The organism is Bradyrhizobium sp. USDA 376 (assembly GCF_054063675.1).
The window spans coordinates 2,530,693-2,556,942 of the sequence record NZ_JBSSGN010000001.1 but is presented as its reverse complement, the minus strand read 5'-3'; the positions used below and the strand labels follow the sequence as shown (position 1 = coordinate 2,556,942).

The window sequence follows — 26,250 nt, the reverse complement described above, 5'->3', positions numbered from 1 at the left end:
CGTTGATTTAGCTGGATTTTGATTTCAGCATCGCGGTTGTCAATGGCACCAAAAGGATACCTCGGTCGCCCAATGTCTTGGTCCAGGCGCTGACGCGCTCGATCGAGACCGGCAGGGCCGAGGCGGTCCCGACGGCGACGCCGCGCTCGCGGGCGGTCGATTCGAGCTTGGTCAGGGCGCGGTCGATCTCGGTCGGGGTCGGCACCACGTCGATCGCGATGTCGCCCTTGCCGAACGGCATCGACGCGCTCGCCGCGGCCTGGGGCGCGATGCTGCGGGGCGAGGAGCCGTCGTCGAAGAAACCGAGGCCGCGCTTGGCCGCCTCGCGGATGATCGGCTGCATCGCCGGCTCGGTCGCGATGAAGCGGGCGCCCATGAAATTGGCGAGACCGGCATAGCCCTGCATCCGGCTCAAGTGCCAGTACAGGCGGTCCATGTTCTGGTCGGGGCTGAGCGAGGTCAGCAGCGTTTGCGGCCCCGGATCGTTGTCCGGGAAGTCGTAGGGCTCCATCGGGATCTGCAGGAAGATCTCGTGGCGCTGGGCGCGCGCCCGCTCGGCGAGCTTGCCGGGATCGGCGCCGTAGGGCGTGAAGGCCAGCGTCACCGCCGGCGGCAGCTTCATGATCGCGTCGGTGGTCTTGGCGGCGCCGACGCCGAGTCCGCCGATCACGATGGCGACCACCGGCATCTTGGCGGCCTTGGCGCGGTCGGCATCCGCCGCATAGACGTTGAACGGCTTCAGGTCGCCGGCGACGACGGGGATCATGCCGTAGCGCGACTTCTCCAGCAGCTTTGGATCGATCCCGGCCATGACCGGCGGCGGGGCGGACGCCGCCTCGCCCTTGTCGGCAGCATCGCCAGCGCCGATCACCACGTCGCGCCGCGCGCCGGTCGAGCCGTCGATCATGGTGACGGTCTTCTGCTCACCGGGGGCGGCCTGCTTCGGCGCTTCCCTGGTCTCGTGCTTGCCCTCCGGCTTGCTCTCCGAGCCATGGCCGGAAGCCGCCGGCTTCTCGTCCGCGGCCTTGTCAGTGGCCTTGGGCTCGCGGATCGCGATCCGCGTCATCGGCTCGCCGCCGAGCGGATCCTTGTTGAAGATGGCGAAGCCGGCAAAAGCAACCAGAAACAGGCCGAGCAGCACGGCCAGCAGCTGCATGGCGGTGAACGGCAGCCGCAGCCGGCGCTTGCGGCGCGGCTTGTCCTGTCCGAGCGGGGCGCTCAGATCATCGGCCGTTTCAGTCATGCGCGATCCCGAATCACTGATCCCGACGATACCACGCCGAGGTCAAGCGGCGGCAGGCCGGGATAGGCCGGGGATGGCAGTAGTTCCAAGCAAAAAAGGGCGGCTCTAGGAGCCGCCCTTTTTTCGTGAGATCGCGTGGTGCGCCGACTTAGTTCGCCGCCACTTAGTTCGCAGCCTTGGGCTTGTCGGTCGCAGCCTTGTCGGCGCCCGGCGTGGGCGCGGCAGAGGCGCTGTTCTTGATGCCGTGGAGCAGGTCGTCGGCGAGCTTGAGCGCCTTGTCGTCCTTGGCGTCCGGCGGGACGTAGGACTGCGAGCCGGTCTTCTCGTCGCCGTCGTTCTTGAGGTGGCCGCGCAGCGAAGCCTCGCCCTTGGTGTCGGTGCGCGACTTCAGCTCGTCCGGCACGTCCTGCAGCACTTCGATGTCGGGCACGATGCCCTTGGCCTGGATCGACTTGCCCGACGGCGTGTAGTAGCGCGCCGTGGTCAGACGCAGCGCGCCGTTGCCCGAGCCGAGCGGGATGATGGTCTGCACCGAGCCCTTGCCGAACGAGCGCGTGCCGACGATGGTCGCGCGCTTGTGGTCCTGCAGCGCGCCGGCGACGATTTCCGACGCCGAGGCCGAGCCGCCATTGACCAGCACGATGACCGGCTTGCCCTTGGTGAGGTCGCCGGCATGCGCGGTGCGGCGCTGGGTCTCCTCGGCATTGCGGCCGCGGGTCGAGACGATCTCGCCCTTCTCCAGGAACGAGTCGGACACGGTGACCGCTTCCTCGAGCAGGCCGCCCGGATTGTTGCGGAGGTCGATGATGTAGCCCTTCAGCTTGTCGCCGATCTGATTCGAGAGATTGGCGACCTCGCGCTTCAGGCCTTCGGTGGTCTGCTCGTTGAAGGTGGTGATGCGGATATAGCCGATGTCGTCGGCCTCGATGCGTGCGCGCACCGAGCGGACGCGGATGTTGTCGCGCACGAGCGTCACGTCGAGCGGATTGTCCTGGCCCTTGCGGATGATCTTGAGCTTGATCTTGGTGTTGACCGGACCGCGCATCTTCTCGACCGCCTGGTTCAGGGTCAGGCCTTGCACCGCTTCGTCGTCGAGATTGGTGATGATGTCGTTGGCCATGATGCCGGCGCGCGAAGCGGGCGTGTCGTCGATCGGCGAGACCACCTTGATCAGGCCGTCTTCCATGGTGACCTCGATGCCGAGGCCGCCGAACTCACCGCGGGTCTGCACCTGCATGTCGCGGAAGCTCTTGGCGTCCATGTAGCTCGAATGCGGATCGAGGCCGGTGAGCATGCCGCTGATGGCGGATTCGATCAGCTTGGTGTCGTCGGGCTTCTCGACATAGTCGGAGCGCACGCGCTCGAACACGTCGCCGAACAAATTGAGCTGACGATAGGTGTCCGCGGTCGCGGCTCGCGCGCTGGAGCCCATGAACACCGCGCGCGGCTGGGTCACGAACAGCGTCAGCGCCGCACCGGTGGCCGCGCTGAGGAGGATTACTGAAGTCTTGCGCATCATCCGCGAACCTTCTCGCCTTCATTTGCGGCCCACCATGGGCCTGGATCGATTGGAGTGCCGTCTTTACGGAACTCGACATACAGCACAGGTTGACTCGCGTTCGTGGCGAGAATGGAGGCGACTTGAGAGGTCGACCCCATGGTCGCGACTGGCTCCCCCGTGAGCACAAACTGGCCGATGTTGACCGAAATGCGCTCCATCCCGGCGATCAGGACATGATACCCGCCCCCGGCGTTAAGGATCAAGAGTTGTCCATAGCTGCGGAATGGGCCGGCATAGACCACCCAGCCATCGCACGGCGTCGTGACCTGGGAGCCGGGCTTTGTCGCCAGCGAGATGCCCTTCTGGACGCCGCCGACCCCGTCGGAACCGCCAAAGTCCCTGATCTTGTTACCGTTAACCGGAAGGGGCAGGAGGCCCTTGGCCGAGGCGAAGGCGATCGCGGGAGTGGTCCGGGAGCGGTCCTTGAAAGCGGCGGGGCCGGATTTGGCGCTGGCGGCCGCGTTTGCCGCTGCCTTGGCCTCGGCCTGCCTTGCGGCCTCGGCGGCTTTCTCGGCCGCCTTGGCGGCGCTTTGCAGGTCCTGCTCCATCTTGGTGATCAGTCCCTGGAGATCGCCGACCTGCCTTGAAAGCACGATCGCGCGCGAGCTTTCGGCGTCGAGGTCTTTTTCGCGCGCGGACTGCTGGCGCTGCCGCTCCTCGATCAGGGCGGTGAGGCGGGTCTGGTCGCTCCGGACCTTGTCGCGGTCGGCGGCGAGCTGGTCGCGCTCGCTCGCGATGTTCTTGCGCAAGGCGACGAGCTCGCCGAGCTCGCCCGCGATCTTCTCCGCGCGGCCGCGCAATTCCGGCACGACGGCACCGAGCAGCATCGCCGTGCGCAGCGATTGCAATGCATCCTCAGGGCGCACCAGCAGCGCCGGCGGCGTGCGCCTTCCGGCGCGCTGCAGCGCCGCCAGCACTTCGACGATGTCGGCGCGGCGCGAATCGAGCGAAGAGCGCATCTGCTGCTCGCGGCCGTTCAGCGTCTTCAGCCGCGTTTCGGCTTCGTCGATCTTGGTCTCGACGGCACGCACATTGGCGGCGGTGTCGATCAGCTGCTGATTGAGCTGGGTGCGATCCTGGCCGAGCGCGGTGATCTCGGCCTTCAGCTTGGCTTGCGCTTCCTCCGCGCTCTTCTGCCTCGCGCGCGCAGCTTCGAGCTCCTGCTCGCGCTGCTTGATGACGTCGGGCGAGACGGCCGCAGTCTGGGGCGCCGGCGCTGCCGTCTGAGCTTGCGCGAGGCCTGTGCCTGCGAGGTTTGCGCCTGCGAGGCTTGCAATCAGCAGGTTGAGGACGGGCGCTCGCATCGCTTTAGGCAAAGGTGCTCGTTGTGGCGCGGATCACGCGCGGTGATAGGGATGGCCGGCCAGGATGGTGGCGGCCCGATAAAGCTGTTCCAGAAGCATGACGCGGACCATTTGGTGCGGCCAGGTCGCAGAGCCGAACGCGATCGCGAGCTTGGCCTTACGGCGCAATTCGGGCGAAAGTCCGTCCGCCCCTCCGATCATGAAGATAGTATGTCCTGCTCCCTCGTCTCGCCAGCGCCCGAGATGCCGTGCGAATACGGTGGAGTCGAGATTCTGGCCGCGCTCGTCCAGCGCCACCAGGATGGATTTGTCCGGAATATGCGCCGAGATCGCCGCGGCCTCTTCAGTCATCCGCGTCGCGGCGTCGCGCGCGCGGCTCTCGGGAATCTCGTGGATGCTGAGCTCGCGGAATCCAAGCTTGCGGCCGGCCTCGTCGAACCGCTCGAAATAGCGGTCGGCAAGCTCCCGTTCGGGGCCCTGCTTCAGCCGGCCCACCGCAATGACAGCAACACGCATGATGGTTTCAGCGTCGTGTTTTCGAGGTCGCGCGCATCAGGCGCGCGCACGACGCTAACATGCGCGTCAGCCGATTCGAAATCGGCTTCGTCAGCCTCTAGATCGCCTTCGCCGCCCCTGGGCCCTGCGTGTACAACCGCTCAAGGTTGTAGAACTCGCGGACCTCGGGTCTGAACACGTGCACGATCACATCGCCGGAATCGATCAGCACCCAGTCGCAATTGGGCAAGCCCTCGACATGGATGTTCTTGATGCCGTTTTCCTTGAGGCCTTTCGTGACATTCTCCGCGATCGCACCGACGTGCCGGTTCACCCGGCCCGGTGGTGACGATCATGAAGTCGGAGTATGCCGATTTGCCGCGAAGGTCGATGGTGACCGTCTCTTCCGCCTTCATATCCTCGAGGCGGGAGAGGATCAGGCTCAGCGTCTTGTCGGCGTCGGGTTGCGCCTTCAAGGCCGCAGCTTTGGTCGATGTTTTACGCGTAGGCTTAGCAACCTTGGGTAAAACAGACTTGGACAATACAGATGTGGCCAGGGACCATTCCTTTCACTGTATCGCGAGAACCGAATCCGGCGCTCACGGGTGACACTACATCATGTGGGGTTAAGGGTTTCAATATGCCAGAGAGCCCGACGTCCCCACGAAGCCGGCACACTCCGTCTCACTTCGTACCTTTCCAGCTCCCGTCCGGGTTCCGTAAGCCCGTCGAGGACAGATTCAGCTTCAATCCGGTCAGGAACACCCAGGCCGGCGCCGAGTGGTTCGCAAGCAGCGCCGCCTTGTTCTCCGGCAGACGGTAACGAGATAGCGCTTGGGCGGCGGGCGAGGCGAGGGCGCGAAAGCTCTGCGGTGGGCGATCGATGATCGCCATCGGCACCTGGCCGGCGATGCGCCGCCAGTCCTGCCAACGGTGGAATTGAGCGAGGTTGTCGGCGCCCATAATCCAGACAAAGCGCAGGCCCGAGAAGCGGCGGCGCAAGGTGTTGATCGTGTCGATAGTATAGCGGGTGCGAATGACGGATTCGAGACAGCTCACCTCGATGCGCGGATCATCAGCGACGTCGCGCGCGGCCTGCATGCGCTCGCCGAGCTCATGCAGATTGCCGTTCTCCTTGAGCGGATTGCCCGGCGTGACCAGCCACCAAATGCGATCGAGTTGCAATCGCCTCAAGGCGAACTGGCTGATCGCGCGATGCGCCTGATGCGGCGGGTTGAACGAGCCGCCGAGCAGGCCGATGCGCATGCCCTCCGTATGGGGCGGGACCGCTTGCGCCACAAAACGCGGCACGACGAATTTGTTGCTCAATGCCCGCCCTGCAACGTTGCTTACGGCCGCGTCTGCCCGGTGCCGTGAACGCGATATTTGAAGCTCGTGAGTTGTTCGGCGCCGACCGGGCCGCGGGCGTGGAAGCGGCCGGTGGCGATGCCGATCTCGGCGCCGAAGCCGAACTCACCGCCATCGGCAAATTGCGTCGAGGCGTTGTGCAGCACGATCGCGGAATCGACCTCGCTCAGGAATTTCTTCGCCGTAGCTTCATCCGCGCTCACGATCGCATCGGTATGGTGCGAGCCGTGGTTCTGGATATGCGCGATTGCGCCATCGACGCCGTCGACCACCTTCGCCGCAATGATCGCGTCGAGATATTCGGTGTCCCAATCCTCGTTGTTCGCAGGCTTGACGCGCGCATCGGCCTTCTGCACGGCGTCGTCGCCGCGCACTTCGCAGCCGGCCTCAATCAGCATCTCGACCAGCGGCTTCAGGTTCTTCGCAACAGCGGCGCGATCGACCAGCAGCGTCTCGGCCGCGCCGCAGACGCCGGTGCGGCGCATCTTGGCGTTGAGCACGATCGACTTCGCCATGGCGAGGTCGGCGCTGGCATCGACATAGACGTGGTTGACACCTTCGAGATGCGCGAACACGGGCACGCGCGCTTCCTGCTCGACGCGCGCGACGAGGCTCTTGCCGCCGCGCGGCACGATCACGTCGACGGCGCCGTTCAACCCCGACAGCATCATGCCGACCGCCGCGCGGTCGCGTGTCGGCACCAGCGTGATCGCAGCTTCAGGCAGGCCGGCCTCGCGCAGGCCCTGCACCAGGCATTCATGGATCGCGCGGCACGAGCGGAAACTGTCCGAGCCGCCGCGCAGGATCACGGCATTGCCCGACTTCAGGCACAGCACGCCGGCATCGGCAGCGACATTGGGCCGGCTCTCAAAAATCACGCCGACGACGCCGAGCGGCACCCGCACGCGCTCGATGGTCATGCCGTTCGGCCGCTGCCAGCTCTCGGTGACGACGCCGATGGGATCGGCGATGCCGCGCACGATGCCGATACCTTCGGCCATCGATTCGACCCGCGCCGGCGTCAGCGTCAGGCGGTCGATGAAGGAGGAGGTCATGTTGCCGGAGGCGCGGGCCTCCGCGACGTCCTCGGCATTGGCGGCAAGGATCGCCGCCGCGTTGGCGCGGATTGCCCGCTCCATGGCCTCCAGCGCCCGGTTCTTCTGCTCCGGCGGCGCCAGCGCCAGCACACGCGCGGCAGCGCGGGCACGGGTGGCGAGATCGGACATCAGCGCCAAGAGATCGCCAGTCCGATCGGCATTGCCGTCAACGGCTTTGAGGGGGGCGGCCATGGGGGTTCAACCTTCTGCTAAGGCGGTGTCCTAGCACGGAAATCCAGCTTTTGCGAAGGGCGGGCAGGGTATGGCAGGTCTCCCCAGTGGCGGGCCGGCTAGGTCGCTGGCCTAGCCCGCCGTCATGGCCGCTTGACCCGGCCATCCACGCACCACCTGCGCCGTCATTCCGGGATGGTCCGAAGGACCAGACCTCAGGTGCGCAATTGCGCACCGGGGAATCTCGAGATTCCGGGTTCGGTGCTAGCGCACCGCCCCGAAATGACGGAGCAAAGGGGTTACCCGCCCACCACCAGATCGTCGCGGTGGATCATCTCGGCGCGGCCGCTGATGCCGAGGATGGCCATCACGTCCGGCGAGGAGCGGCCCTTGATGCGCTCGGCATCGTCGGCGTCGTAAGCGATCAGGCCGCGGCCGATCTCGCTGGTGTCGGGGCCGCGCACGATTACGGCATCGCCGCGGGCGAACTGGCCCTCGACCTTGATCACGCCGGCCGGCAGCAGGCTGGCGCCGGCGCGCAGCGCGGTCACCGCGCCGGCGTCGATCGTCAGCGTGCCTTTCGGCTCCAGCGTGCCCGCGATCCAGCGCTTGCGCGACGTGATGGGATTGGCGGGCGTCAGGAACCAGGTGCAGCGGCCGCCATCGGCGATCGCCTGCAGCGGATGCTCGATCTTGCCGGAGGCGATCAGCATGTGGGTGCCGCCGGTGGTGGCGATCTTGGCCGCCTCGACCTTGGTGCGCATGCCGCCGCGCGACAGCTCGGACTCGGCATCACCCGCCACCGCCTCGATCTCCGAGGAGATGCTGTCGACGACGGGAATGAGCTTTGCGTTCGGGTTGTTCTTCGGCGGGGCGTCGTAGAGCCCGTCGATGTCGGACAGCAGCACCAGCAAATCGGCGCTCGCCATGGTGGCGACGCGCGCGGCGAGGCGGTCATTGTCGCCATAGCGGATCTCGGTGGTGGCGACCGTGTCGTTCTCGTTGATCACGGGGATCGCGCGCCACTCCAGCAGCTTGCCGATGGTGGAGCGGGCATTGAGATAGCGGCGGCGCTCCTCGGTGTCCTGGAGCGTGACCAGGATCTGGCCGGCATCGATGCCGTGCGCCCCGAGCACCTCCGACCAGATCCGTGCCAGCGCGATCTGGCCGACGGCGGCGGCGGCCTGGCTCTCTTCCAGCTTCAACGGGCCGCGCGGCAATTTGAGCCGGCTGCGGCCGAGCGCGATCGAGCCCGAGGAGACGACGAGGACGTCGCGTCCTTCCTTGTGCAGCTTGGCCATGTCGTCGGCGAGCGCGGCGAGCCAGGACGCCCGCACCTCGCCCCTGTCGGAATCGACCAGCAGCGCGGAGCCGACCTTGACGACGATGCGGCGGAATTGACTGAGTTCGGGGCTGGCCATGACGCGTGTGAAGAATTGCTCGGGAAACGGCGGAGCGATGGGCGGCGCCGATGAGCCCTGCTTTTGGCGCAGGACGATGGCCGGCGCAAGGCGGCCGGCATGGTAAACGGCGAACATCGGCCTTGTCCGGGACGCCCGCCCGGCTCTAATTGCCGCCGGCAACAATGGGCTGGAGAAGAAACGAATGGATCGCCGCAAGTTCATGGCCGGATGTCTGGGCCTGCCGCTCCTCGCGCAAGCGGATGGCGTGCAAGCGCAGGCCGGGCTCTCAAAAATCATCTTCCCGTTTGCGGCGGGGGCGGGCGGCGACACACTGTGCCGGCTGATTGCGCAGGAGATGGCCCCGGTGCTGCAGCGGACCATCGTGGTCGAAAACCGCACCGGCGGCGACGGCCTGATCGGCATCAAGGCGGTGAAGGGCGCGAGTCCCGACGGCAGCATGGTGCTGGTGACGACGGGGCCCACCATGTATCTGCTGCCCATGGTGGAGGCGACGCCGAGCTTCGACACGGCCAAGGATTTCATGCCGGTGTCGCTGCTGGCGCGGTTCGAATTCGCCGTCGTCATTGGTCCGGGGATCGATGCTGCGGATTTCAAGGGATTTGTCGCCTGGCTCAAGGCGCATCCGGACAAGACCTCGTTTGGCGTGCCGAGCAACGGCACCATCCCGCATTTCATGGGCTCCAGGCTCGAGAAGGATTTTGGCATTCCCCTGACCCGCGTGCCCTATCGGGGTAGCGCGCCGATCCTCAACGATCTCGTCGGCGGCCATATCTCGTTCGGCATCACGACATTGGCGGATGCATTGCCGCAGCATCGTGCCAAGGGCGTGAAGATCATCGCGGTCTCGAGCGCGGAACGTTCGCCCTTCGCGCCTGATGTCCCGACGTTGAAGGAGAGCGGCATCGATCTCGTTGCGGACGCCTGGTACGGCATGTGGCTCCCCGCCGCCAGTCCGCCGGAATTCGCGGGCAAGCTCGGCGCAGCCGCGAGCGCGGCACTCGCCAAGCCGGAGGTGAAGGAGAAGCTCACCGCGATCGGGTTGATCCCGGTCGGCAGCAATGCGGAGGGATTGTCCAAGGAGCTGGCTGCCAATACGGCGTTCTGGCAGCCGATCGTGAAGGCGACGGGATACAAGATCGAGAATTAAACGGACACCGCGCCCCACTCTATCCCCTCATCCTGAGGAGCGCGCTCTTGCGCGCGTCTCGAAGGATGAAAGGCCCGGCTGTAGCAGCGCGGCCTGCATGGTTCTCGCGGCGATGCGAAGCATCGTCCGCTAGACGGCGCTTACGCGCCTCCTCACCATGAGGGTCTTAGAGCTTCGCGCGCTGGGCGATGCCGTCCTTGATCGCGGCGAGCTCTTTTTCATCCCAGATACCGATCAGCACGCCGCCCTTCACCTGAAGCTGGTTATCCGCATAGGCCGCGATCTTTTCGCGCGGCGTGGTGATGTGGTCGTTGGGATGCAGCGCCCAGTCGAACAACTCGGCCTGCAACCGCGCGATGACGCCGGCGCATTCGGGATCGTCGCCGCGATCCAGAAACTCTTCCGGGTCGGTTTCGAGGTCGTACAGCATGGGACGGAAGCTGGAAGCATGGATGTATTTCCAGCGGCCGTCGAACACCATGAACAGGCGGCAGCGTTCGATCGGCTGGTTCAGTTTCAGCCGCACGTCCTGCATGGCGTAGTCGTATTCGGAGAACGCCACCTTGCGCCAATCTGACGGCCTCTCGCCGCGTAGCAGCGGAAGCAGCGAGCGCCCTTCGAGGATGTGGCCCGGCACCTTGCCGCCGAAATAATCGACGAAGGTCGGGGCAAGATCGATTCCCTCCACCAGCGCGTCGCTGCGCGTGCCACGCGTGGCGTCAGCTTCCCTGGAGGGATCGATGATGATCAGCGGAATTTTCGCGGATTGTTCGTGGAACAGGTCCTTCTCGCCCATCCAGTGATCGCCGAGATAATCGCCGTGATCGGAGGTGAACACGATCATGGTGGTGTCGAGCAGGCCGCGCGCCTCCAGAAACTTCATCAGCACGCCCATCTGGTCGTCGATCTGCGTGATCAGGCCCATATAGGTCGGGATCACCTTCTCACGGGCATCGTCGCGCGCCATGTTGCGGGAGTAGCGCATGTCCATATAGGCACCGAACACCGGATGCGGATTCTGCCGCTCGCGCTCGGAGCGGATCACCGGAATCATGTCGTCCGTCGAGTACATGCTGGCGTAGGGCTCGGGCGCGATATAGGGCCAGTGCGGCTTGATGTAGGACAGATGCAGGCACCACGGCCGGCCGTCGGTCCCGGCCTCGCTGATGAAGTCCATCGCGCGCCGCGTCATGTAGGGCGTCTCGGAATGTTCTTCGGGCACGCGCGCGGCCTTGTCGGCGTGCACCAGCAGCCAGCCGTTCTGCAGCGAACCATCCTCCGCCGCGCCGGAGTTGGCCCAATGCTCCCAAGGATTGGTGGCTTCAAAGCCCTGCTGGCGCAGATACTCGTCGTATTTCGGGCGCGGCCGTCCGGTCGGATGCAGGCCGTCGTCGCGCTCATAGGGCTCGAAGCCGCATTCGGCGACATGCACGCCGATCATCGATTCCGGGGGAATGCCAAGCGCCTTCATGCCCTCGAGGTCGGGCGCCATGTGGGTCTTGCCGACCAGCACGTTGCGCACGCCGATCTTGTTGAGGTGATCGCCGAGCGTGGGCTCGCCGACGCGCAATGGCCAGCCGTTCCAGTGCGAGCCGTGCGAGCGCATGTAGCGGCCGGTGTAGAACGACATCCGCGACGGGCCGCAGATCGGTGATTGCACATAGGCCTTGGTGAAGAGCACGCCGCGCTTCGCCATGGCGTCGATGTTGGGCGTCTTCAGCGTGGGATGGCCGGTGCAGCCGAGATAATCATAGCGAAGCTGGTCGCACATGATCCAGAGAACGTTCTTCGCGCGCGCCATGCGTTATCCCTGCCGTTTCTTGATTGTTTGATGCTGCGACAATGCGGCAGCGATGGCAACCCGCCAGTGATGCGCGCAGCCGCCGCCGCACAATCAGTGTCGTCCCGGCGAAGGCCGGGACCCATACCGCGTGATCTATCGATTGCGTGCGGTCGTAGTTCCGAACCACGAGTCTTCGCCAAACCACTCCCTGTGGTTGATGGGGTGGACGGCCCCCTACGGCATCAGTGTGCCAGAATGAGGTTGTTGCAAATCTCAGACAAGGGAGCCGTCCGTGAGCGAGATTATCCGAATTGGGATCGATACGTCGAAGCATATTTTTCAACTGCATGGGGTGGACGCGGCGGAGCGGCCAGTGCTGCGCAAGCGGCTGACGCGCAAGCAGATGCTGGAGTTTTTTGCCAAGCTGCCGGCGACGCAGGTGGGGATGGAGGCCTGCGGGGCGGCGCATTACTGGGCGCGGGAGCTGGGCAAGCTGGGCCACGAAGTGAAGTTGATGGCGCCACAGCACGTGAAGCCCTATGTCAAGCGCAACAAGAACGACGGGCGCGACGCTGAGGCCCTGTGCGAGGCGATGAGCCGGCCGACGATGCGGTTCGTGCTGGTGAAGAGTGCCGAGCAGCAGGCCGCGTTGATGCTGACGGGCTTGCGCGAGCAGATGATCGCCCGGCGCACCCAGCTTAGCAACATGATCCGCGGCTATGCGGCTGAGTTCGGGATCACGGCGGCCAAGGGGCTCAGCCAGGTCGAGCCGCTGTTGGCGCAGATCGCGCAAGACGAAAGCGTGCCGGACCTGGCGCGCGATCTGTTGGCGCAGCAGGGCCGCCAGTACGCGCAGTTACAGGAGGAACTGAAGACAATCGAAGCCAGGCTGAAGGCCTGGCACCGTGCCAACCCGGACAGCCGGCGCCTTGCAGAGATTCAAGGGATCGGGCCGATCGGTGCGCCTGAGCTGATCATGAAGACGCCGGATCCGCACGCGTTCAGCTCCGCAAGGCATTATGCGGCCTGGATTGGGCTGTCTCCGAAAGACCATTCCACTGCCGGCAAAACCCGTCTCGGCAAGATCACCCGTGCTGGAGACGAGCGGCTGCGCAGCGTCCTGGTGGCGGGAGCGACCGCCGTGATCAAGCAGGCCATGTGCGGCCGCGGTCATCCGTCACCTTGGCTGTTGGCCCTGCTCAAGCGCAAGCCGCCCAAGCTCGCAGCCGTGGCGCTCGCCAACAAGAATGCCCGCATCGCCTGGAAGCTGATGGTGACGGGGGAGAGATACGACGGCGCTCGGATGCGGGCTGCATCCGCGGCTGCCGCCTAAGACAGATCAGCCGATCGGGTTCGCCCGACCGGCCGAGCCGGAGCTGCAAGAGGAGTAGATGGTAGGATCGATCGATCCGAGGTGCGAGACATCCCGTGGGACCCATCGGCCGAACCCAGGTCGCGTGGTTGATTGGAGCTCGCGTCGCGGAAACCATCTTGGCCAGCGGTTCAAATCAACCGCACCAACAGGCCGGACATATGGATGCAAGCGATCCGATCAGACCGCCAAGCCTCTTGTGCCACGGGGGCCGTCCACATATGGGTCCCGGCCTTCGCCGGGACGACCGTGGGGAGATAGCCTAAGCCGACCACGGCTCCGCTTCCGCCGCGCTCTTGGCCTTGGCGGAGACCGGGCTTTCGCCGATCACATCCGCCAGCGCGCGCAACGCTTCCTTCACGCCCTGGCCGGTCGCGCCGGAGATCAACAGCGGCGTTTTCTTGGCGGCGCGCTTCAGGCGGTCTTTCTGCTTCTTCAGCTCATCCGGCTCGACCGCGTCGATCTTGTTCAGTGCGACGATCTCGATCTTGTCGGTGAGCTGCCCGCCATAGGCATCGAGCTCCTTGCGCACCGTCTTGTAGGCCTTGCCGGCATGCTCGGTTGTTGCGTCGATCAGATGCAGCAGCACGCGGCAGCGCTCGACATGGCCGAGGAAGCGGTCGCCGAGGCCGGTGCCTTCATGCGCGCCTTCGATCAGGCCGGGAATGTCCGCCAGCACGAACTCGCGGCCGTCCGCGTTCACGACGCCAAGCTGCGGATGCAGCGTGGTGAAGGGATAGTCGGCGATCTTCGGCCGCGCCGCGCTGACCTTGGACAGGAACGTCGACTTGCCTGCATTGGGCATGCCGACGAGGCCGGCGTCGGCAATGAGTTTCAGCCGCAACCAGATCCAGCGCTCTTCGCCGGGCTGGCCGGGATTGGCGTTGCGCGGCGCGCGGTTGGTCGACGACTTGAAGTGCGCATTGCCGAAGCCGCCATTGCCGCCCTCGGCCAGCACGAATTTTTCACCGACCTTGGTGAAGTCGTGGATCAGCGTCTCGCGATCCTCGTCGAAGATCTGCGTGCCGACGGGGACCTTCAGCACGATGTTCTTGCCGTTGGCGCCGTGACGGTCCGAGCCCATGCCGTTCTCGCCCTTCTGGGCCTTGAAGTGCTGCTGGTAGCGGTAGTCGATCAGCGTGTTGAGCCCGTCGGCGACCTCGAGGATGACATTGCCGCCGCGACCGCCATTGCCGCCGGAGGGACCGCCGAATTCGATGAACTTCTCGCGGCGGAACGCCACGCAGCCGTTCCCGCCGTCACCGGAGCGGATATAGACCTTTGCTTCGTCGAGGAATTTCATGGGCCATAGGTAGGCCAGGGGCGGGGAAGCGGCAACCCGAACTTGTCCGTGAAAACCAGGAAATTCGGCAAATTTTGGTGCTTGCTTAACTCCTGATCGCGCTCTTGCCTCAATTTGGCGACGGCCGGTCCTGGGCCGGCGCATCGCCGGCCGGCAGCAGGACGCAGCGAAGTGGGTGCTGACGGGCCGCCGCAAGGTTTTGGATTTTGTCGCGAAAGGCCGCCGCCTCGGTGCGGGGAAAGATCCCGCAGGAGCCGCGCTTGCGCGCATGGGTGGAAAACACGATCGCGGTGGCGCGCTCGCGGCTCATTCCGAAGACGTTCTCGAGAACGAAGGTCACGAACTCCGCCGGCGTATAGGGGTCATTGAGCAGAACGACCTCGAGATAAGCCGCCTCGCTGCTGTTAGCTTCGTCATCCGCCGTAGCGCCCCTGGCGATGCCATGGCTCAGATAAACCAGGGCATCGTAGCGGGTTGCCCCCTGTGCCGAAAGGAAGCGACCGACCGGTTCGGCGAACAGTTCGACCAGCATGTCGGCGCCGGTCACGACCGTCCGTTCCGACAGCTGTGCCTCGTTGAAGGCCAGCTGAAGCACGTGACCCAGGCCCGTCGTCGGCTCCGTCGCGCCTGCGGCCTCGATATCCCGCCGCAAGCGCGTCGGGTCGATGCCGCAGGCCTGCATCACCGGCGATGCGTCGTCGTCCTCGATCAACGCAATCAGCAAATCCTGCGGGCCGGGATGCGTGCGGCCTCGGGCCCGAGCGGCCGACGTCGCGCGCTGGAGTGAATGCTTGAATGTCTCGGAGCAGGGCGGAAGCAATGCCATTGCGGGCCGTCATGTGGAGCGTGCACGGGGTTTGTCGGCACTTTCTTCGCCGTGGTTCACGCTGCCCGGCTTGCTCCGCTCGCGCGAGACGGCTCCGCTAGCCCGGCCGGCGCCGGATCAGGAATTTCTGCATGCCCTCCAGCACCAGCTCCTTGCGCTGGTTGAACACGGTGCTCCGCAGCGTCACCACGCCGGTGGTGCGTCCCGGCACCAGCTCGGTGACCTCCAGCGCGGGATAGATGGTGTCGTCGGCGTAGACGGGTTTGAGGAACCGGCTCGATTGCTCGAGGAAGCCGACCAGGGAGTCCTCGACCATGAACGGAAACAGGCCGGCGCCGGGCGCGGTGTGGATCAGGGTCTGGAAGCCGTGGGCGAGCAGATGCGGCATGCCGCGGCTGCGGCAATATTCCACATCGTAGTGCACGGGATGGGTGTCGCCGCTCGCGGTCTGGAATGCAGCGAACACCGCCGACGTCTGGGTGCGGCTCGGCAGCACGAAGCGCTCGCCGACCACGAAATCCTCAAACCAGCGTTGCGTGGGGATCATGCGATGCTGGGTCGGATCGAAATCGGTCATGTCCATGCTCTTTTCTCGGTGCGGCCTCTATCGCTACCGCGATGCGAAGAGTGCGACAATCCGTTCAATTCAGCGTGGCGGGCTTGTCCCTGCGGCTCACGTCATTAAAACGACCGTAAGCGACACTATTCGCCGATTCCTGATGCTCTCTCCCCGTCATTGCGAGCGCAGCGAAGCAATCCAGACTGTCGCCGCGGAAAGACTCTGGATTGCTTCGCTGCGCTCGCAATGACGAGCTCTCAGATCCAGACTCGTTTCAATGCCCTTCTTCAAGAATCTCTCCGCCTATGACGACCGCTCCGCGCGCCTGGCCGGCATCGGACTCATGGTGCTGTCGATCTTCATGTTCTCGTTCGGCGATGCCATGGGCAAGTTCCTGGTCGGGACTTATTCGGTGGGGCAGCTGCTATTCCTGCGCGCCTGCGCGGCGCTGCTCTTGCTGTCGCCGCTGATCTGGAAGCAGCGCCGCCAGTTCCTGCATCTGGAGCGGCCGGGCCTGCAGCTGTTTCGCGTCGTGCTCTCGACGCTCGAGGTTGCCGCCTTCTTCCTCGCCACGGTCTATCTGCCGCTCGCCGACGTCATCACCTATTATCTCGCCGGGCCCATCTTCGTCACCGCGATGTCGGCGATCTTTCTGGGCGAGAAGGTCGGCTGGCGGCGCTGGACCGCGATCCTGATCGGCTTCTGCGGCGTCCTGATCGCGCTGCGGCCGTCGGCGCAGACCGTCAGCCTGCCGGCGCTGATCGCGCTCGGCGGCAGTCTGTCCTTCGCAACCTTGATGCTGATCACGCGCAGCCTGCGCAAGACGCCGGACATCGTGATGGCGTCCTCGCAATTCATCGGCACGTTCTCGCTGGGCGCGGTGCTGTCGGCGTTCCACTGGGTGCCGCCGACCCCTGGCAGCCTCGTGATCTTCGCGATGGCCGGGCTCATCTCGGTGACCGCGCTGTTCTGCGTCAACCGCTCGCTCAAGCTGGCGCCGGCCAGCGTCGTGGTGCCGTATCAATATTCGATGATCGTCTGGGCCGTGATCTTCGGTTTCGTCGTGTTCGGCGATGTCCCCTCGATCGCGACGATCGTCGGCGCGGCGATCATCATCGGCGCGGGATTCTACATCTATCTGCGTGAGCGCGATCTGGGGCGAGAGAGCGCGGAAGTGAATCCGCCGGCGTGAACGCAGCCGACTAATTTCGCCGTCGTCCCGGACAAGCGTAGCCCAGACAACGCGTAGCGTTGTCTGGAGCGAAGCGCAGATCCGGGACCCATACCCACAGGGAGTAGTTTGGCGAAGACTCGGAGTGGGAGTCTTCGCATCGCCAGCAGTCGGGGTAATGGGTCCTGGCTTTCGCCAGGACGACACGCGGTAGGAGTTGGGCCTACCTCACTCGCCTCGCGCTGCTCCAGCTCTTCAGCGACGCCCACACGCCGCGCGACAAGCGGAAGCAGTCGACCGGCGTGGAGGAGCCCAGCGCCAGGAAGCGGTGCAGCTGGACGCCGCTCCACTGGAAGCCGCACTTCTCCAGCACCTTGCGCGAGGCCGGGTTGGTGACGCGGGCGCCGGCATGGAGATGGTCGTCCTCGTACTCCTCGAAGAAGAAGTCGATCGCGCCGCGCGCAGCTTCGGTGGCGAAGCCCTGGCCCCAATGCTCGACGCCGAGCCAGTAGCCGAGCTCGGCATTGCCTGATGTCGAGCAGTCGATCCCGACCATGCCGACCGGGCCGCTGTCGTGCTCGATCAGGAACACGGTCTCGCTACCGAGCTCGGAGGTGGCGCGGACGAACTCGACGGCGTCGTCCTGCGAATAGGGATGCGGCAGGCGGCGCGTGTTCTCGGCGACACGGCGGTCGTTGGCGAGCCGGGCGATGGTCCTGACGTCGGCGAGGGTCGGCCGCCGCAACGTCAGCCGCTCGGTGGCGACGACATCAGGTCTCGCCTCCCGCAAGGTCGCGCTCGAGAAATCCTGCAACATGTCCGGCTCCGTGAAAGTCACTAAGTCAAAGTGAGCAAGTCAAAGAAAAGGGGAGGCCGGTTTCCCGCCTCCCCTTGGAGCCTTCGATCTCTTGATCTCTGGACTCCGCCGGTTTGGTAGGACCCGGCGGATTCCAATTTGATCCACCGTCTATTCAGCCGCCTCTGCGATCGGGAGCACCGATACGAAGGTGCGGCCATTGGCTTTAGCCTGGAACGCAACACGACCTTCAACCTTGGCGAACAAAGTGTGGTCCGTGCCCATGCCGACATTAAGGCCGGGATGCCAGGTGGTGCCGCGCTGACGCGCAATGATGTTGCCGGGAGTGACGATCTCCCCGCCAAACGCCTTGATGCCGAGGCGCTTGCCCTTCGAATCGCGTCCGTTACGCGATGAACCGCCTGCTTTTTTGTGAGCCATGGCTCGTCTCCGAAATCCTGCGTATTTCTAGATCAATTCCTTGACGGAATCATTTCACGATTTCTCACGCATCAATTCGTGAATTGGCGTGATCACATCCCGTTATTCGGCGGCTTCCGTTGCCGGCTCCTTCGCCACCTTCTCCTTCTTCGGACGCGGGCCCTTGGTGGGCTTGGCGCCGTCCGCCAGGATCTCGGAGATGCGGAGGACCGTGATCTCGTCGCGATAGCCGCGCTTGCGGCGCGAGTTCTTGCGGCGGCGCTTCTTGAACGCGATGACCTTGGGGCCGCGCTTGTGGTCGAGCACCTCGACCGCAACGGAGGCGCCGGCCACCGTCGGAACGCCCAGCACCGGCGTGTCGCCGCCGAGCACCAGAACTTCATTCAACTGCACGATCGAGCCGACTTCGCCTTCGATCTTGCCAACTTCGAGAACATCATCCGGCACGACGCGGTATTGCTTGCCGCCGGTTTTGATGACTGCGAACATCGTTTTTTTCTCCGTGTTCAATCCCGGCCTCGGGACGAGCATCGTCCGGGTCGGCTTTTTGTCAGTCGCTATGGGTTTATCTGCGTTTTGTGCGGGTGGGAGTTATCCCATTGAAAACCCACGCAAAAACAAGTGGCGCGAGAAACGCCCCGCGCCAGCTGTGGGACTTATAGCGGCCAACCGCCGCAAGTCAAGGAAAACCACCGAAAACGGCCTGGATTTGAAGGATTTGGCCGCGCTGCCGGTCTTCCGTCGAATCTCGCCCGGCTTTGCAACAAACCGGTTCCCCCGCCGTTAGTCCGCCGGAACAGGTAGGCGGGCAAGGGCTCCCATGGCAACCGATGAACTGGTCAAGACGACGGGGATCGCCCATCACGGCGCCGAGCGACTGCCGTCGGTGGACATCGACAGCTTCAACATCGAGATCAAGGACGAGGACGGCTTCCTCGGCGACCGCGCCAGCAAGGGCGCCTTCCGCGACATCCTCGACCGCTGGCGCAAGCCGCTGCGCAAGACCGGCGAAGATCCGTTCGGCAAGGAGCCGTCGGAAAACATCAGCAAGAAGACGCTGGACGCGATCCTGATCGGCGACGACACCGAGGCCTCCGCGGTGGTGCACAGCGCGATCGAGGATTTTGCCCAGGAGCTCGCTTACGTCACCAGGCGCTTCCTCAAGACCAAGGCCTGGGCCAAGACCGAGCGCATCGTGGTCGGCGGCGGCTTTCGCGATTCCAGGCTCGGCGAGCTCGCGATCGCCCGCACCGAGATCATCCTGAAATCCGAGGACTTCAGGATCGACCTGCAGCCGATCCGCCATCACCCCGATGAAGCCGGCCTGCTCGGCGCGCTGCACCTGGCGCCATCCTGGATCTTCGAGGCCCATGACAGCATCCTCGCGGTCGACATCGGCGGCACCAACATCCGTTGCGGCCTGGTCGAGACCAACTGGAAGAAGGCCAACGACCTGTCGAAGGCCAAGGTCGTGAAGGCCGAGCTGTGGCGTCATGCCGACGACGAGCCGACGCGCGAGGGCGCGGTGAAGCGGCTCATCAAGATGCTGAAGGGGCTTATTGCGGAGGCCGAGACCGACGGTTTCAAGCTCGCGCCTTTCATCGGCATCGCCTGCCCCGGCGTGATCAACGCGGACGGCTCGATCGAGAAGGGCGCGCAGAATCTGCCGGGCAATTGGGAGAGCAGCAAGTTCAACCTGCCGGCAAGCCTGATCGAGGGCATCCCCGAGATCGGCGGGCACGACACCGCGATCCTGATGCACAATGACGGCGTGGTTCAGGGCCTCTCCGAGGTGCCGTTCATGCAGGATGTCGAGCGCTGGGGCGTGCTCACCATCGGCACCGGGCTCGGCAATGCCCGCTTCACCAACCGCCGCAAGGAGAATGGCAAGGACCGGGACTCTACGGAGAACGGCAAGAAAAAGGCCAAAGAAAACAATAAGGAAAACAATAAGGACAACAACAAGAACGGCAAGGAGTAACCTTGATCGGTTAGGTTAAGGACCGGATTGCGTTGCGGGGCGCGGGCTGCACGCTAGGGTCGAATCGTCGCCTCACCTGGCCGGCGAAGCCGCCCTTCACGGCCAGCATTGCAATGAGCGGCACGGGACCGCCAGTGTTTACCGCGTCTGGCGGTCCCACCCCGTTTTTCCGATGTCTCAGCTCCAGCCGATACGCTGAAAGAACGTCGCGATCTCCGCGGCCGCGCGATCGGGATATTCCCGATGCGGGAAGTGGCCGACGCCGGGAAACATCGCAAGATCGAGCGTGCTGAAGGTCTCGCCGAGGCGATCGGTCCAGGCAAAGGGAAACAGTGGATCGTGCTCGGCCCAGCGCACGCAGGTCGGCACAATGATCGGCGGGAGCTGTGGTGCTTCGCCCTTCATCATCGCGACCCGCCCGGCATGCGAGGCCCGATAATGCGCAAAGCCGCCGGCGAGATTGCCTTCCTTGAAGTAGTTGTCGGCGAAAGCGTCGAGGACGTCGTCGAACGCGTTCTTCCGGTGCGCCCAGCCCTTGAGGAAGTGGCCGATATAGAGCCGGCAGCTCTCGCGGCTCGCACCGACCAGCGCCGGCGCCATCTCCATCTGCTGGAAGGACTGGTACCAGATGTGATTGAGCCTATCCGGCGCCGCCATGCGCGGCCCGATGCCGGGATAGACGAAATCGAAGAAGAAGAGTCCGGCGAGCCGCTTCGCCGCCTGCCGCGCCAGCGGCTGCATCACGGCGCCGCCGACATCGTGCCCGACCAGGCCGAATCGGTCGATGCCGAGCCCGTCCATCAGCGCCAGCATGTCGGCGGCATGGCCGTCCGGACCGTAAGGCCCGTCAGGCTTGTCGCTGTCGCCGAAGCCGCGCAGATCGGGCGCGATCAGGGTGAAGCGGTCCGCCAGCCTGGATATCACCGGCTCCCAGGTCAGCCAGAATTCCGGCCATCCATGCAGCAAAAGCAGCGGTTTGCCCCGTCCGGCGCGAATCAGGTGGAAATTTGCACCATTGGCCCTGATCGTCAGATGCTCCATCGCGGTTCCTCCGACAGGCAGAGCGTTTTCGAGCGAAGTGGACACCGGTTCGCGTCAAGAAAACGCGTCAAAACAAGAATCTGGAGCCCCGTGCCGATCCTTCGGGGCGGGGCTGCGGCACGGGGGGTGAAAGAGGCAGCGGATTTTCCCCTTTCGCGCCTTGTCTGGCCCGCCATCCTCGCCTATTAACGCCCCCAACCACAGGGGCCGCAGCTCCTATATGGCGCCTTCAGGAGAGGTGGCAGAGTGGTTGAATGCACCGCACTCGAAATGCGGCATAGGTGCAAGCCTATCGGGGGTTCGAATCCCTCCCTCTCCGCCATGACCTCGATTCCCCCTACGAAGTGGCTTGAAGCGCCGCCATTCCACGCAGCATCGGGCTACTGCTAATCCTTTAGCAGCACCAAAGCTGTGACCAAGGCGCGCCGCTGGATGTCAGTCAGGTTCGCGGCTACAATCGCTGATATATAGGGCATCTCCTCGCACGCAGCGCTTGGAATGCCGTACGCGATGGGGGATCCGCCACGGGAATGGACAAGCGGGGGCTAAGCGAACGCGATATTTGCACCAAGTTCATCACGCCCGCCCTCCGTGAGGCCGGCTGGGATGAGATGCTGCAAATCCGTGAGGAGGTCAGCTTCACCAAAGGCCGGATTATCGTGCGTGGCAAGCTGGTCACGCGCGGACGGGCCAAGCGTGCGGACTATATTCTCTATTTCAAGCCGAACATCCCGATCGCGCTCATCGAGGCCAAGGACAACAATCATAGTATCGGCCACGGTATCCAGCAGGGCCTCGACTACGCGGCGACCCTGGATATTCCCTTCGTGTTTTCCTCGAACGGCGATGGCTTTGTCTTCCACGACCGGACTGGCCTGAGCACCCCGGTCGAGGCGAATATCGCCCTTGAGGCTTTCCCGTCGCCCGCCGATTTGTGGGCGCGCTATCGCGCCTGGAAGGGCCTCGACGCGGAAGCCGAACAGATCGTGCTTCAGGACTACTTCGACGACGGCAGCGGCAAGACGCCACGCTATTACCAGGTCAACGCCGTCAACGCCGCGATCGAAGCGATCGCCAAGGGCCGCGACCGCGTGCTGCTGGTCATGGCGACCGGCACCGGCAAGACCTACACGGCGTTTCAGATCATCTGGCGTCTTTGGAAGGCTGGCCGCAAGAAGCGCATCCTCTTCCTTGCCGATCGCAATGTGCTGATCGACCAGACGATGGTGAATGATTTCCGGCCCTTTGGCCCGGCGATGGCGAAACTTTCGACCAACGCCAAGACCATCGAGAAGCAGGACGGCACGAAGGAAGATCTGACGCTTGCGCTCGACAAGAAGCGGCGAATCGACACCGCATTCGAGATCTATCTCGGGCTCTATCAGGCGATCACCGGACCGGAGGAGCGCCAGAAGATCTACCGCGAGTTTTCGCCCGGGTTCTTCGATCTGATCGTGATCGACGAATGCCATCGCGGCAGCGCGGCCGAAGACTCAGCCTGGCGCGAAATCCTCGACCATTTCTCAGGCGCCACGCAGATCGGGCTTACCGCAACGCCGAAAGAAACGGCGTACATCTCCAACACGGACTATTTCGGCGCTCCGGTGTTCACCTATTCGCTGAAGCAGGGCATCAGCGACGGTTTTCTTGCGCCCTACAAGGTCATCAAGGTTCACATCGATCGCGACGTGGAAGGTTACCGGCCCGAGCTTGGACAGCTCGACCGTGACGGCAACGAGGTCGAGGACCGCATCTACAATGCCAGGGATTTCGACCGGAAGATCGTGCTCGACGACCGCACCCTGCTGACAGCAAAAAAGGTAACGGAGTTTCTGAAGGAAAGCGGTGACCGCTTCCAGAAGACCATCGTATTCTGCGTAGATGAGGAACACGCAGCGCGGATGCGGCAGGCGCTCGTCAACGAGAATGCTGATCTGGTTGCCGAAAATCAACGCTACGTCATGCGCATCACTGGAAGCGACAAGGAGGGGCAGGATCAGCTCGGTAATTTCATCGATCCTGAATCGAGATATCCGGTGCTGGTCACAACCTCGCGGCTTCTCTCGACAGGCGTCGATGCCCAGACCTGCCGCCTGATTGTGCTCGACCGCGCCGTGGGTTCAATGACCGAGTTCAAGCAGATCGTCGGGCGCGGCACCCGCGTCCACGAGGATACCAAGAAGTTCTATTTCACGCTGATTGATTTTCGCGGCGCGACCGATCATTTCGCCGACCCCGATTTCGACGGCGAGCCAGTGCAAATCTATGAGCCGGGTGAAGGCGACCCAATTGCGCCGCCCGATGATGACGACATCGAAGACAATGACCAGTCATCCTACCGGTCGGATGGCGGCGAAGAGACCATTATTGATCAGCCAGCCTTGCGTGTTGTGCCCGGTGATCGCGCGCAAAAAATCTATGTCGATGGCGTTGGCGCTCGCATTTTGGCTGAGCGCGTCGAGTATCTCGACGAAAACGGCAAGCTTGTCACCGAATCGCTGCGCGATTTCACCAAGGCGGCTCTGAAGAGGCGCTTCGCAAGTCTCGACGATTTTCTCAAGCGCTGGAAAGCGGCCGAGCGCAAGCAAGCGATCATCGAGGAGCTGGAAGCTGGGGGTCTCGCGCTCGATATCGTCGCCGACGAGCTCGGCAAGAACCTGGATCCCTTTGATCTGATCTGCCATATCGCCTTCGACAGGAAACCGCTGACGCGGCGAGAGCGGGCCGATAATGTCAAGAAGCGCGATGTGTTCAGCAAGTATGGTGGGCAGGCCCGTGCGGTGCTCGACGCGTTGTTGGTGAAATACGCCGACGAAGGCGTGCTCAGGGCTCACATAGCCGAGAGTTTTCGGCAACGGGCTTCTCGGCGTCATTATCTTCAGCGGCTCGCTGCCGGCGACGCGCGTGGCCGTCGGCGGCTTCTCCGCGCTGTTCCTGACCTCGGCGCGCGCGGTCATTGCCGCGCTGATCGGTGCGGCCGTGCTCGGCCTGCTTCGTCAGGCGCGGCCGGAGCGGCGTGATCTCGCCTCGCTCGCCATCGTCTCGATCGGTGTCGTGGTCGGCTTTCCCTTGCTGACGGCGCTCGCGCTCCAGCACATCACCTCCGCGCATTCGATCGTGTTCATCGGCCTGTTGCCGCTGTCGACCGCCGTCTTCGCCGTGCTGCGCGGCGGCGAGCGGCCAAGGCCGCTGTTCTGGCTGTTCGCGATCCTCGGCAGCGCCACGGTGGCCGGCTTCGCCCTCTCCAGCGACGGCTCCGCCTCGCTCACCGGTGATCTCCTGATGGTCGCGGCGATCGTGCTGTGCGGGCTCGGCTATGCCGAGGGCGCCGCGCTGTCGCGCCGTCTCGGCGGCTGGCAGGTGATCTCATGGGCGCTGCTGCTGGCGCTGCCGCTGATGGTGCCGGTCGTGGCCCTGACCTGGCCGCCGGCATGGAGCGGCATTGATGCGCCCGCCTGGATCGGGCTCGCCTACGTCTCGATCTTCAGCATGTTCGTCGGCTTCATCTTCTGGTACCGCGGGCTTGCCATTGGCGGCATCGCCCGCGTCGGCCAGCTGCAGCAGCTGCAGCCGTTCTTCGGCCTCGCGCTCGCCGGCTTCCTGCTGCACGAGCCGGTCGCCTGGAGCATGATCGCCGCGACCGCGCTCGTGGTCGTCTGCGTCTTCTTCGCGCGGCGGTTCGCCTGAGGCTGAAAGCCTCAGGCCTGTCCCATCACCGTCCGTGCCAGCGCACTCTTCGCGAACTTCTTCAGCGGCATCGGCTTGCCGAACAGAAAACCCTGCACGAGGTCGAAGCCGAGCTCGTTGGCGGCGACGAGATCGGCGCGGCTCTCGACACCTTCGGCGATGGCGCCGACGCCGTAGCCTTGTGCAAGCTCGACGATGTGGCGGCACACCGTGCGCTTCAGCCGATCATCGCCGCTGCCGGTGACGAAGTGCCGGTCGGCCTGCAGCTTGATGAAGGGGATCTTGCCGAGGTCCATCAGCGAGGGCCAGTTGGCGCCGAGATTGGCGATCGACAGGCCGATATTGTGCAGGCGCACCTCGCGGGCGACCTCGACGAGGAGATCGAGGTCGCGGATCGCCTCCTCGCTGTCGATCTCGATCGTCAGTCCGCCGAAGGCCGGATGCGTCGGCACACGGCGGCAGAGATCGCGCACGGCCTGCGGCTCCTTCAGGTAGGAGGCCGGCAGGTTGATCGAAAGATCGACCGGGCCTTGCCGCTCCAGCAGATAGTGCCAGTCCTGGACGGCGCGCTCGATCACGAATTCCGAAAGGCTGCGCAGATGCGGATCGTCCGCTTCGGGAATGAAATAGGCGGGCGGCACCACGCCCCAGGTCGGATGCCGCATCCGCACCAGCGCTTCGGCGCCGCTGCGGATCAGCGTCCTCGCGTCGATCTTGGGCTGGTACCAGAGCTCGAGCCAGCCGGCATGCAGGGCCTCGCCGACATGCACGGCCGGGCTCGGCGCCGGCTCCTCCGGCAGCAGCATCGCGACGCGCTCGCGCAGCGTCTCCGCGGCAAAGGGCGTGGTCAGCGGCGGCAGCATCGCAAGGCCATATTCCTCGCCGACCTGCTGCACGGCCCTGACGATGATCGACTCGCGGGCGCCGACGGCGAGAACCTTGCCGTCGAAGGCCTCGCGCACCAGCGTCTCCAGGAATTTCCCGGGCTCGATGCCGTCGGCGGAGATGCCGAGCAGGATCAGGTCCGGCAATTCACTCGTGAGGATCGTTTGCAGCTCCTCCGCGCTGGCGCATTCGCTGGTGACGAAGCCAAGGTCCTCCAGCACTTCAGCGAGGAAGGCGCGCAGATGGCGCTTGCCGTCGGCGACGCAAGCGCGCGGCGTCATCTTTCGCCGGCCGAAGGTTTTGCGCCTTCGTCCGGCGAGCTCAACAATCTCATCGTTCATCTCAAGCCACTCCCGTTCCGCGACAGGTGTTAGCGACGGGAGCAGTTTCAAATATGGAGAGCTTCAGCCGATTGTTGAATTATCTGGGTAACGTTAAAGCGCGCACCACGACTAAAATTGTCCGGATCTCGTTGGAGAAGTTTTTACGTCTCACCGCACATGACGGCCGCGTGACACCGTCATCGCGGAAGAATCTCGAACGACGCGGCCAGTTGCTCGCGCGAAGTCGGTGTCCTGCAATAGGACGAAGCCGT

The 26,250-nt window shown here is 64.4% G+C and carries 22 protein-coding genes, 1 tRNA gene and 2 pseudogenes; 8 read left to right on the top strand and 17 right to left on the bottom strand.

Going from position 1 to position 26,250, the window contains the following annotated elements:
• Nucleotides 1–7: 7 nt before the first annotated feature.
• From ACVJ19_RS12025 to proB, 8 genes and pseudogenes are all read right to left on the bottom strand, one after another.
• Complete coding sequence (locus tag ACVJ19_RS12025) at nt 8–1,243, bottom strand: divergent polysaccharide deacetylase family protein (RefSeq protein WP_453948953.1); 1,236 nt, start codon at nt 1,241–1,243, stop codon at nt 8–10.
• Nucleotides 1,244–1,406: 163 nt separating this feature from the next.
• The gene (locus ACVJ19_RS12020; RefSeq protein ID WP_027547555.1) at nt 1,407–2,762 is read right to left on the bottom strand and encodes a S41 family peptidase; all 1,356 of its coding nucleotides are present in this window, start codon (nt 2,760–2,762) and stop codon (nt 1,407–1,409) included.
• A complete protein-coding gene (locus tag ACVJ19_RS12015; protein ID WP_453948954.1) occupies nt 2,759–4,108 on the bottom strand; it encodes a murein hydrolase activator EnvC family protein in 1,350 nt (449 codons plus the stop codon). The genes ACVJ19_RS12020 and ACVJ19_RS12015 overlap by 4 nt, the downstream gene beginning before the upstream one ends.
• A 33-nt stretch (nt 4,109–4,141) precedes the next feature.
• A complete protein-coding gene (gene rlmH / locus ACVJ19_RS12010; RefSeq protein ID WP_080137443.1) occupies nt 4,142–4,624 on the bottom strand; it encodes a 23S rRNA (pseudouridine(1915)-N(3))-methyltransferase RlmH in 483 nt (160 codons plus the stop codon).
• 97 nt (nt 4,625–4,721) lie between these two features.
• A pseudogene (gene rsfS / locus ACVJ19_RS12005) lies at nt 4,722–5,079 on the bottom strand (ribosome silencing factor).
• A 208-nt stretch (nt 5,080–5,287) separates the two neighbouring features.
• The gene (locus ACVJ19_RS12000; RefSeq protein ID WP_453948955.1) at nt 5,288–5,932 is read right to left on the bottom strand and encodes a nicotinate-nucleotide adenylyltransferase; all 645 of its coding nucleotides are present in this window, start codon (nt 5,930–5,932) and stop codon (nt 5,288–5,290) included.
• A gap of 20 nt (nt 5,933–5,952) precedes the next feature.
• Entirely contained in the window at nt 5,953–7,260 is a 1,308-nt protein-coding gene (locus tag ACVJ19_RS11995) for a glutamate-5-semialdehyde dehydrogenase (protein ID WP_453948956.1), read from the bottom strand.
• Nucleotides 7,261–7,538: 278 nt separating this feature from the next.
• Complete coding sequence (proB, locus tag ACVJ19_RS11990) at nt 7,539–8,660, bottom strand: glutamate 5-kinase (protein ID WP_453955106.1); 1,122 nt, start codon at nt 8,658–8,660, stop codon at nt 7,539–7,541.
• 184 nt (nt 8,661–8,844) lie between these two features.
• Between proB and ACVJ19_RS11985 the strand changes: the two genes are divergently transcribed.
• Nucleotides 8,845–9,810 carry a Bug family tripartite tricarboxylate transporter substrate binding protein gene (locus ACVJ19_RS11985; protein ID WP_453948957.1) on the top strand — a complete coding sequence of 322 codons (966 nt, stop codon included), beginning with the start codon at nt 8,845–8,847 and terminating at the stop codon, nt 9,808–9,810.
• 166 nt (nt 9,811–9,976) lie between these two features.
• Here the strand turns inward: ACVJ19_RS11985 and ACVJ19_RS11980 are convergent, their stop codons facing one another.
• On the bottom strand, nt 9,977–11,611 hold the full coding sequence (locus tag ACVJ19_RS11980; RefSeq protein ID WP_453948958.1) for an alkaline phosphatase family protein: 1,635 nt from the start codon (nt 11,609–11,611) through the stop codon (nt 9,977–9,979).
• A 274-nt stretch (nt 11,612–11,885) separates the two neighbouring features.
• Between ACVJ19_RS11980 and ACVJ19_RS11975 the strand changes: the two genes are divergently transcribed.
• The gene (locus ACVJ19_RS11975; protein ID WP_453948475.1) at nt 11,886–12,926 is read left to right on the top strand and encodes an IS110 family RNA-guided transposase; all 1,041 of its coding nucleotides are present in this window, start codon (nt 11,886–11,888) and stop codon (nt 12,924–12,926) included.
• A 301-nt stretch (nt 12,927–13,227) separates the two neighbouring features.
• On the opposite strand, the gene obgE is transcribed toward ACVJ19_RS11975, so the two are convergent.
• From obgE to ACVJ19_RS11960, 3 genes are all read right to left on the bottom strand, one after another.
• Nucleotides 13,228–14,268 (bottom strand): GTPase ObgE, encoded by a 1,041-nt coding sequence (gene obgE, locus ACVJ19_RS11970; protein WP_453948959.1) that lies wholly within the window; start codon nt 14,266–14,268, stop codon nt 13,228–13,230.
• A gap of 109 nt (nt 14,269–14,377) precedes the next feature.
• Nucleotides 14,378–15,094, bottom strand: a complete 717-nt coding sequence (locus tag ACVJ19_RS11965) for an ATP-dependent Clp protease adaptor ClpS (protein WP_453948960.1) — start codon at nt 15,092–15,094, stop codon at nt 14,378–14,380.
• A gap of 97 nt (nt 15,095–15,191) precedes the next feature.
• On the bottom strand, nt 15,192–15,671 hold the full coding sequence (locus ACVJ19_RS11960) for a MaoC family dehydratase (RefSeq protein WP_453948961.1): 480 nt from the start codon (nt 15,669–15,671) through the stop codon (nt 15,192–15,194).
• A gap of 259 nt (nt 15,672–15,930) precedes the next feature.
• Here ACVJ19_RS11960 and ACVJ19_RS11955 point away from each other — a divergent pair, with 259 nt between their 5' ends.
• Entirely contained in the window at nt 15,931–16,845 is a 915-nt protein-coding gene (locus ACVJ19_RS11955) for a DMT family transporter (protein ID WP_453948962.1), read from the top strand.
• 202 nt (nt 16,846–17,047) lie between these two features.
• On the opposite strand, the gene ACVJ19_RS11950 is transcribed toward ACVJ19_RS11955, so the two are convergent.
• From ACVJ19_RS11950 to rplU, 3 genes are all read right to left on the bottom strand, one after another.
• Entirely contained in the window at nt 17,048–17,641 is a 594-nt protein-coding gene (locus ACVJ19_RS11950; RefSeq protein WP_453948963.1) for a GNAT family N-acetyltransferase, read from the bottom strand.
• A gap of 150 nt (nt 17,642–17,791) precedes the next feature.
• On the bottom strand, nt 17,792–18,061 hold the full coding sequence (gene rpmA / locus ACVJ19_RS11945) for a 50S ribosomal protein L27 (protein WP_018643862.1): 270 nt from the start codon (nt 18,059–18,061) through the stop codon (nt 17,792–17,794).
• 102 nt (nt 18,062–18,163) lie between these two features.
• Nucleotides 18,164–18,550 carry a 50S ribosomal protein L21 gene (gene rplU / locus ACVJ19_RS11940; protein WP_453948964.1) on the bottom strand — a complete coding sequence of 129 codons (387 nt, stop codon included), beginning with the start codon at nt 18,548–18,550 and terminating at the stop codon, nt 18,164–18,166.
• Between rplU and ACVJ19_RS11935 the strand changes: the two genes are divergently transcribed.
• Complete coding sequence (locus tag ACVJ19_RS11935) at nt 18,537–18,848, top strand: hypothetical protein (protein ID WP_453948965.1); 312 nt, start codon at nt 18,537–18,539, stop codon at nt 18,846–18,848. The two genes, rplU and ACVJ19_RS11935, sit on opposite strands and share 14 nt — an antisense overlap.
• A gap of 33 nt (nt 18,849–18,881) precedes the next feature.
• Nucleotides 18,882–20,042 carry an ROK family protein gene (locus ACVJ19_RS11930; protein WP_453948966.1) on the top strand — a complete coding sequence of 387 codons (1,161 nt, stop codon included), beginning with the start codon at nt 18,882–18,884 and terminating at the stop codon, nt 20,040–20,042.
• Nucleotides 20,043–20,219: 177 nt separating this feature from the next.
• Here ACVJ19_RS11930 and ACVJ19_RS11925 read toward each other — a convergent pair whose 3' ends face one another.
• On the bottom strand, nt 20,220–21,083 hold the full coding sequence (locus ACVJ19_RS11925; protein WP_453948967.1) for an alpha/beta fold hydrolase: 864 nt from the start codon (nt 21,081–21,083) through the stop codon (nt 20,220–20,222).
• A 232-nt stretch (nt 21,084–21,315) separates the two neighbouring features.
• Here ACVJ19_RS11925 and ACVJ19_RS11920 point away from each other — a divergent pair.
• The 3 genes and pseudogenes from ACVJ19_RS11920 (at nt 21,316) to ACVJ19_RS11910 (ending at nt 24,770) form a co-directional block, all read left to right on the top strand.
• A tRNA-Ser gene (locus ACVJ19_RS11920) sits at nt 21,316–21,405 on the top strand.
• Nucleotides 21,406–21,613: 208 nt separating this feature from the next.
• Nucleotides 21,614–23,908, top strand: a pseudogene (hsdR, locus tag ACVJ19_RS11915) (EcoAI/FtnUII family type I restriction enzme subunit R); the annotation flags it as partial.
• 79 nt (nt 23,909–23,987) lie between these two features.
• Nucleotides 23,988–24,770 carry a DMT family transporter gene (locus tag ACVJ19_RS11910; protein ID WP_453948968.1) on the top strand — a complete coding sequence of 261 codons (783 nt, stop codon included), beginning with the start codon at nt 23,988–23,990 and terminating at the stop codon, nt 24,768–24,770.
• A gap of 11 nt (nt 24,771–24,781) precedes the next feature.
• Here ACVJ19_RS11910 and ACVJ19_RS11905 read toward each other — a convergent pair whose 3' ends face one another.
• Nucleotides 24,782–25,996, bottom strand: coding sequence for an EAL domain-containing protein (locus ACVJ19_RS11905; protein WP_453948969.1), 1,215 nt, complete (start codon nt 25,994–25,996; stop codon nt 24,782–24,784).
• Nucleotides 25,997–26,250: the final 254 nt, after the last annotated feature.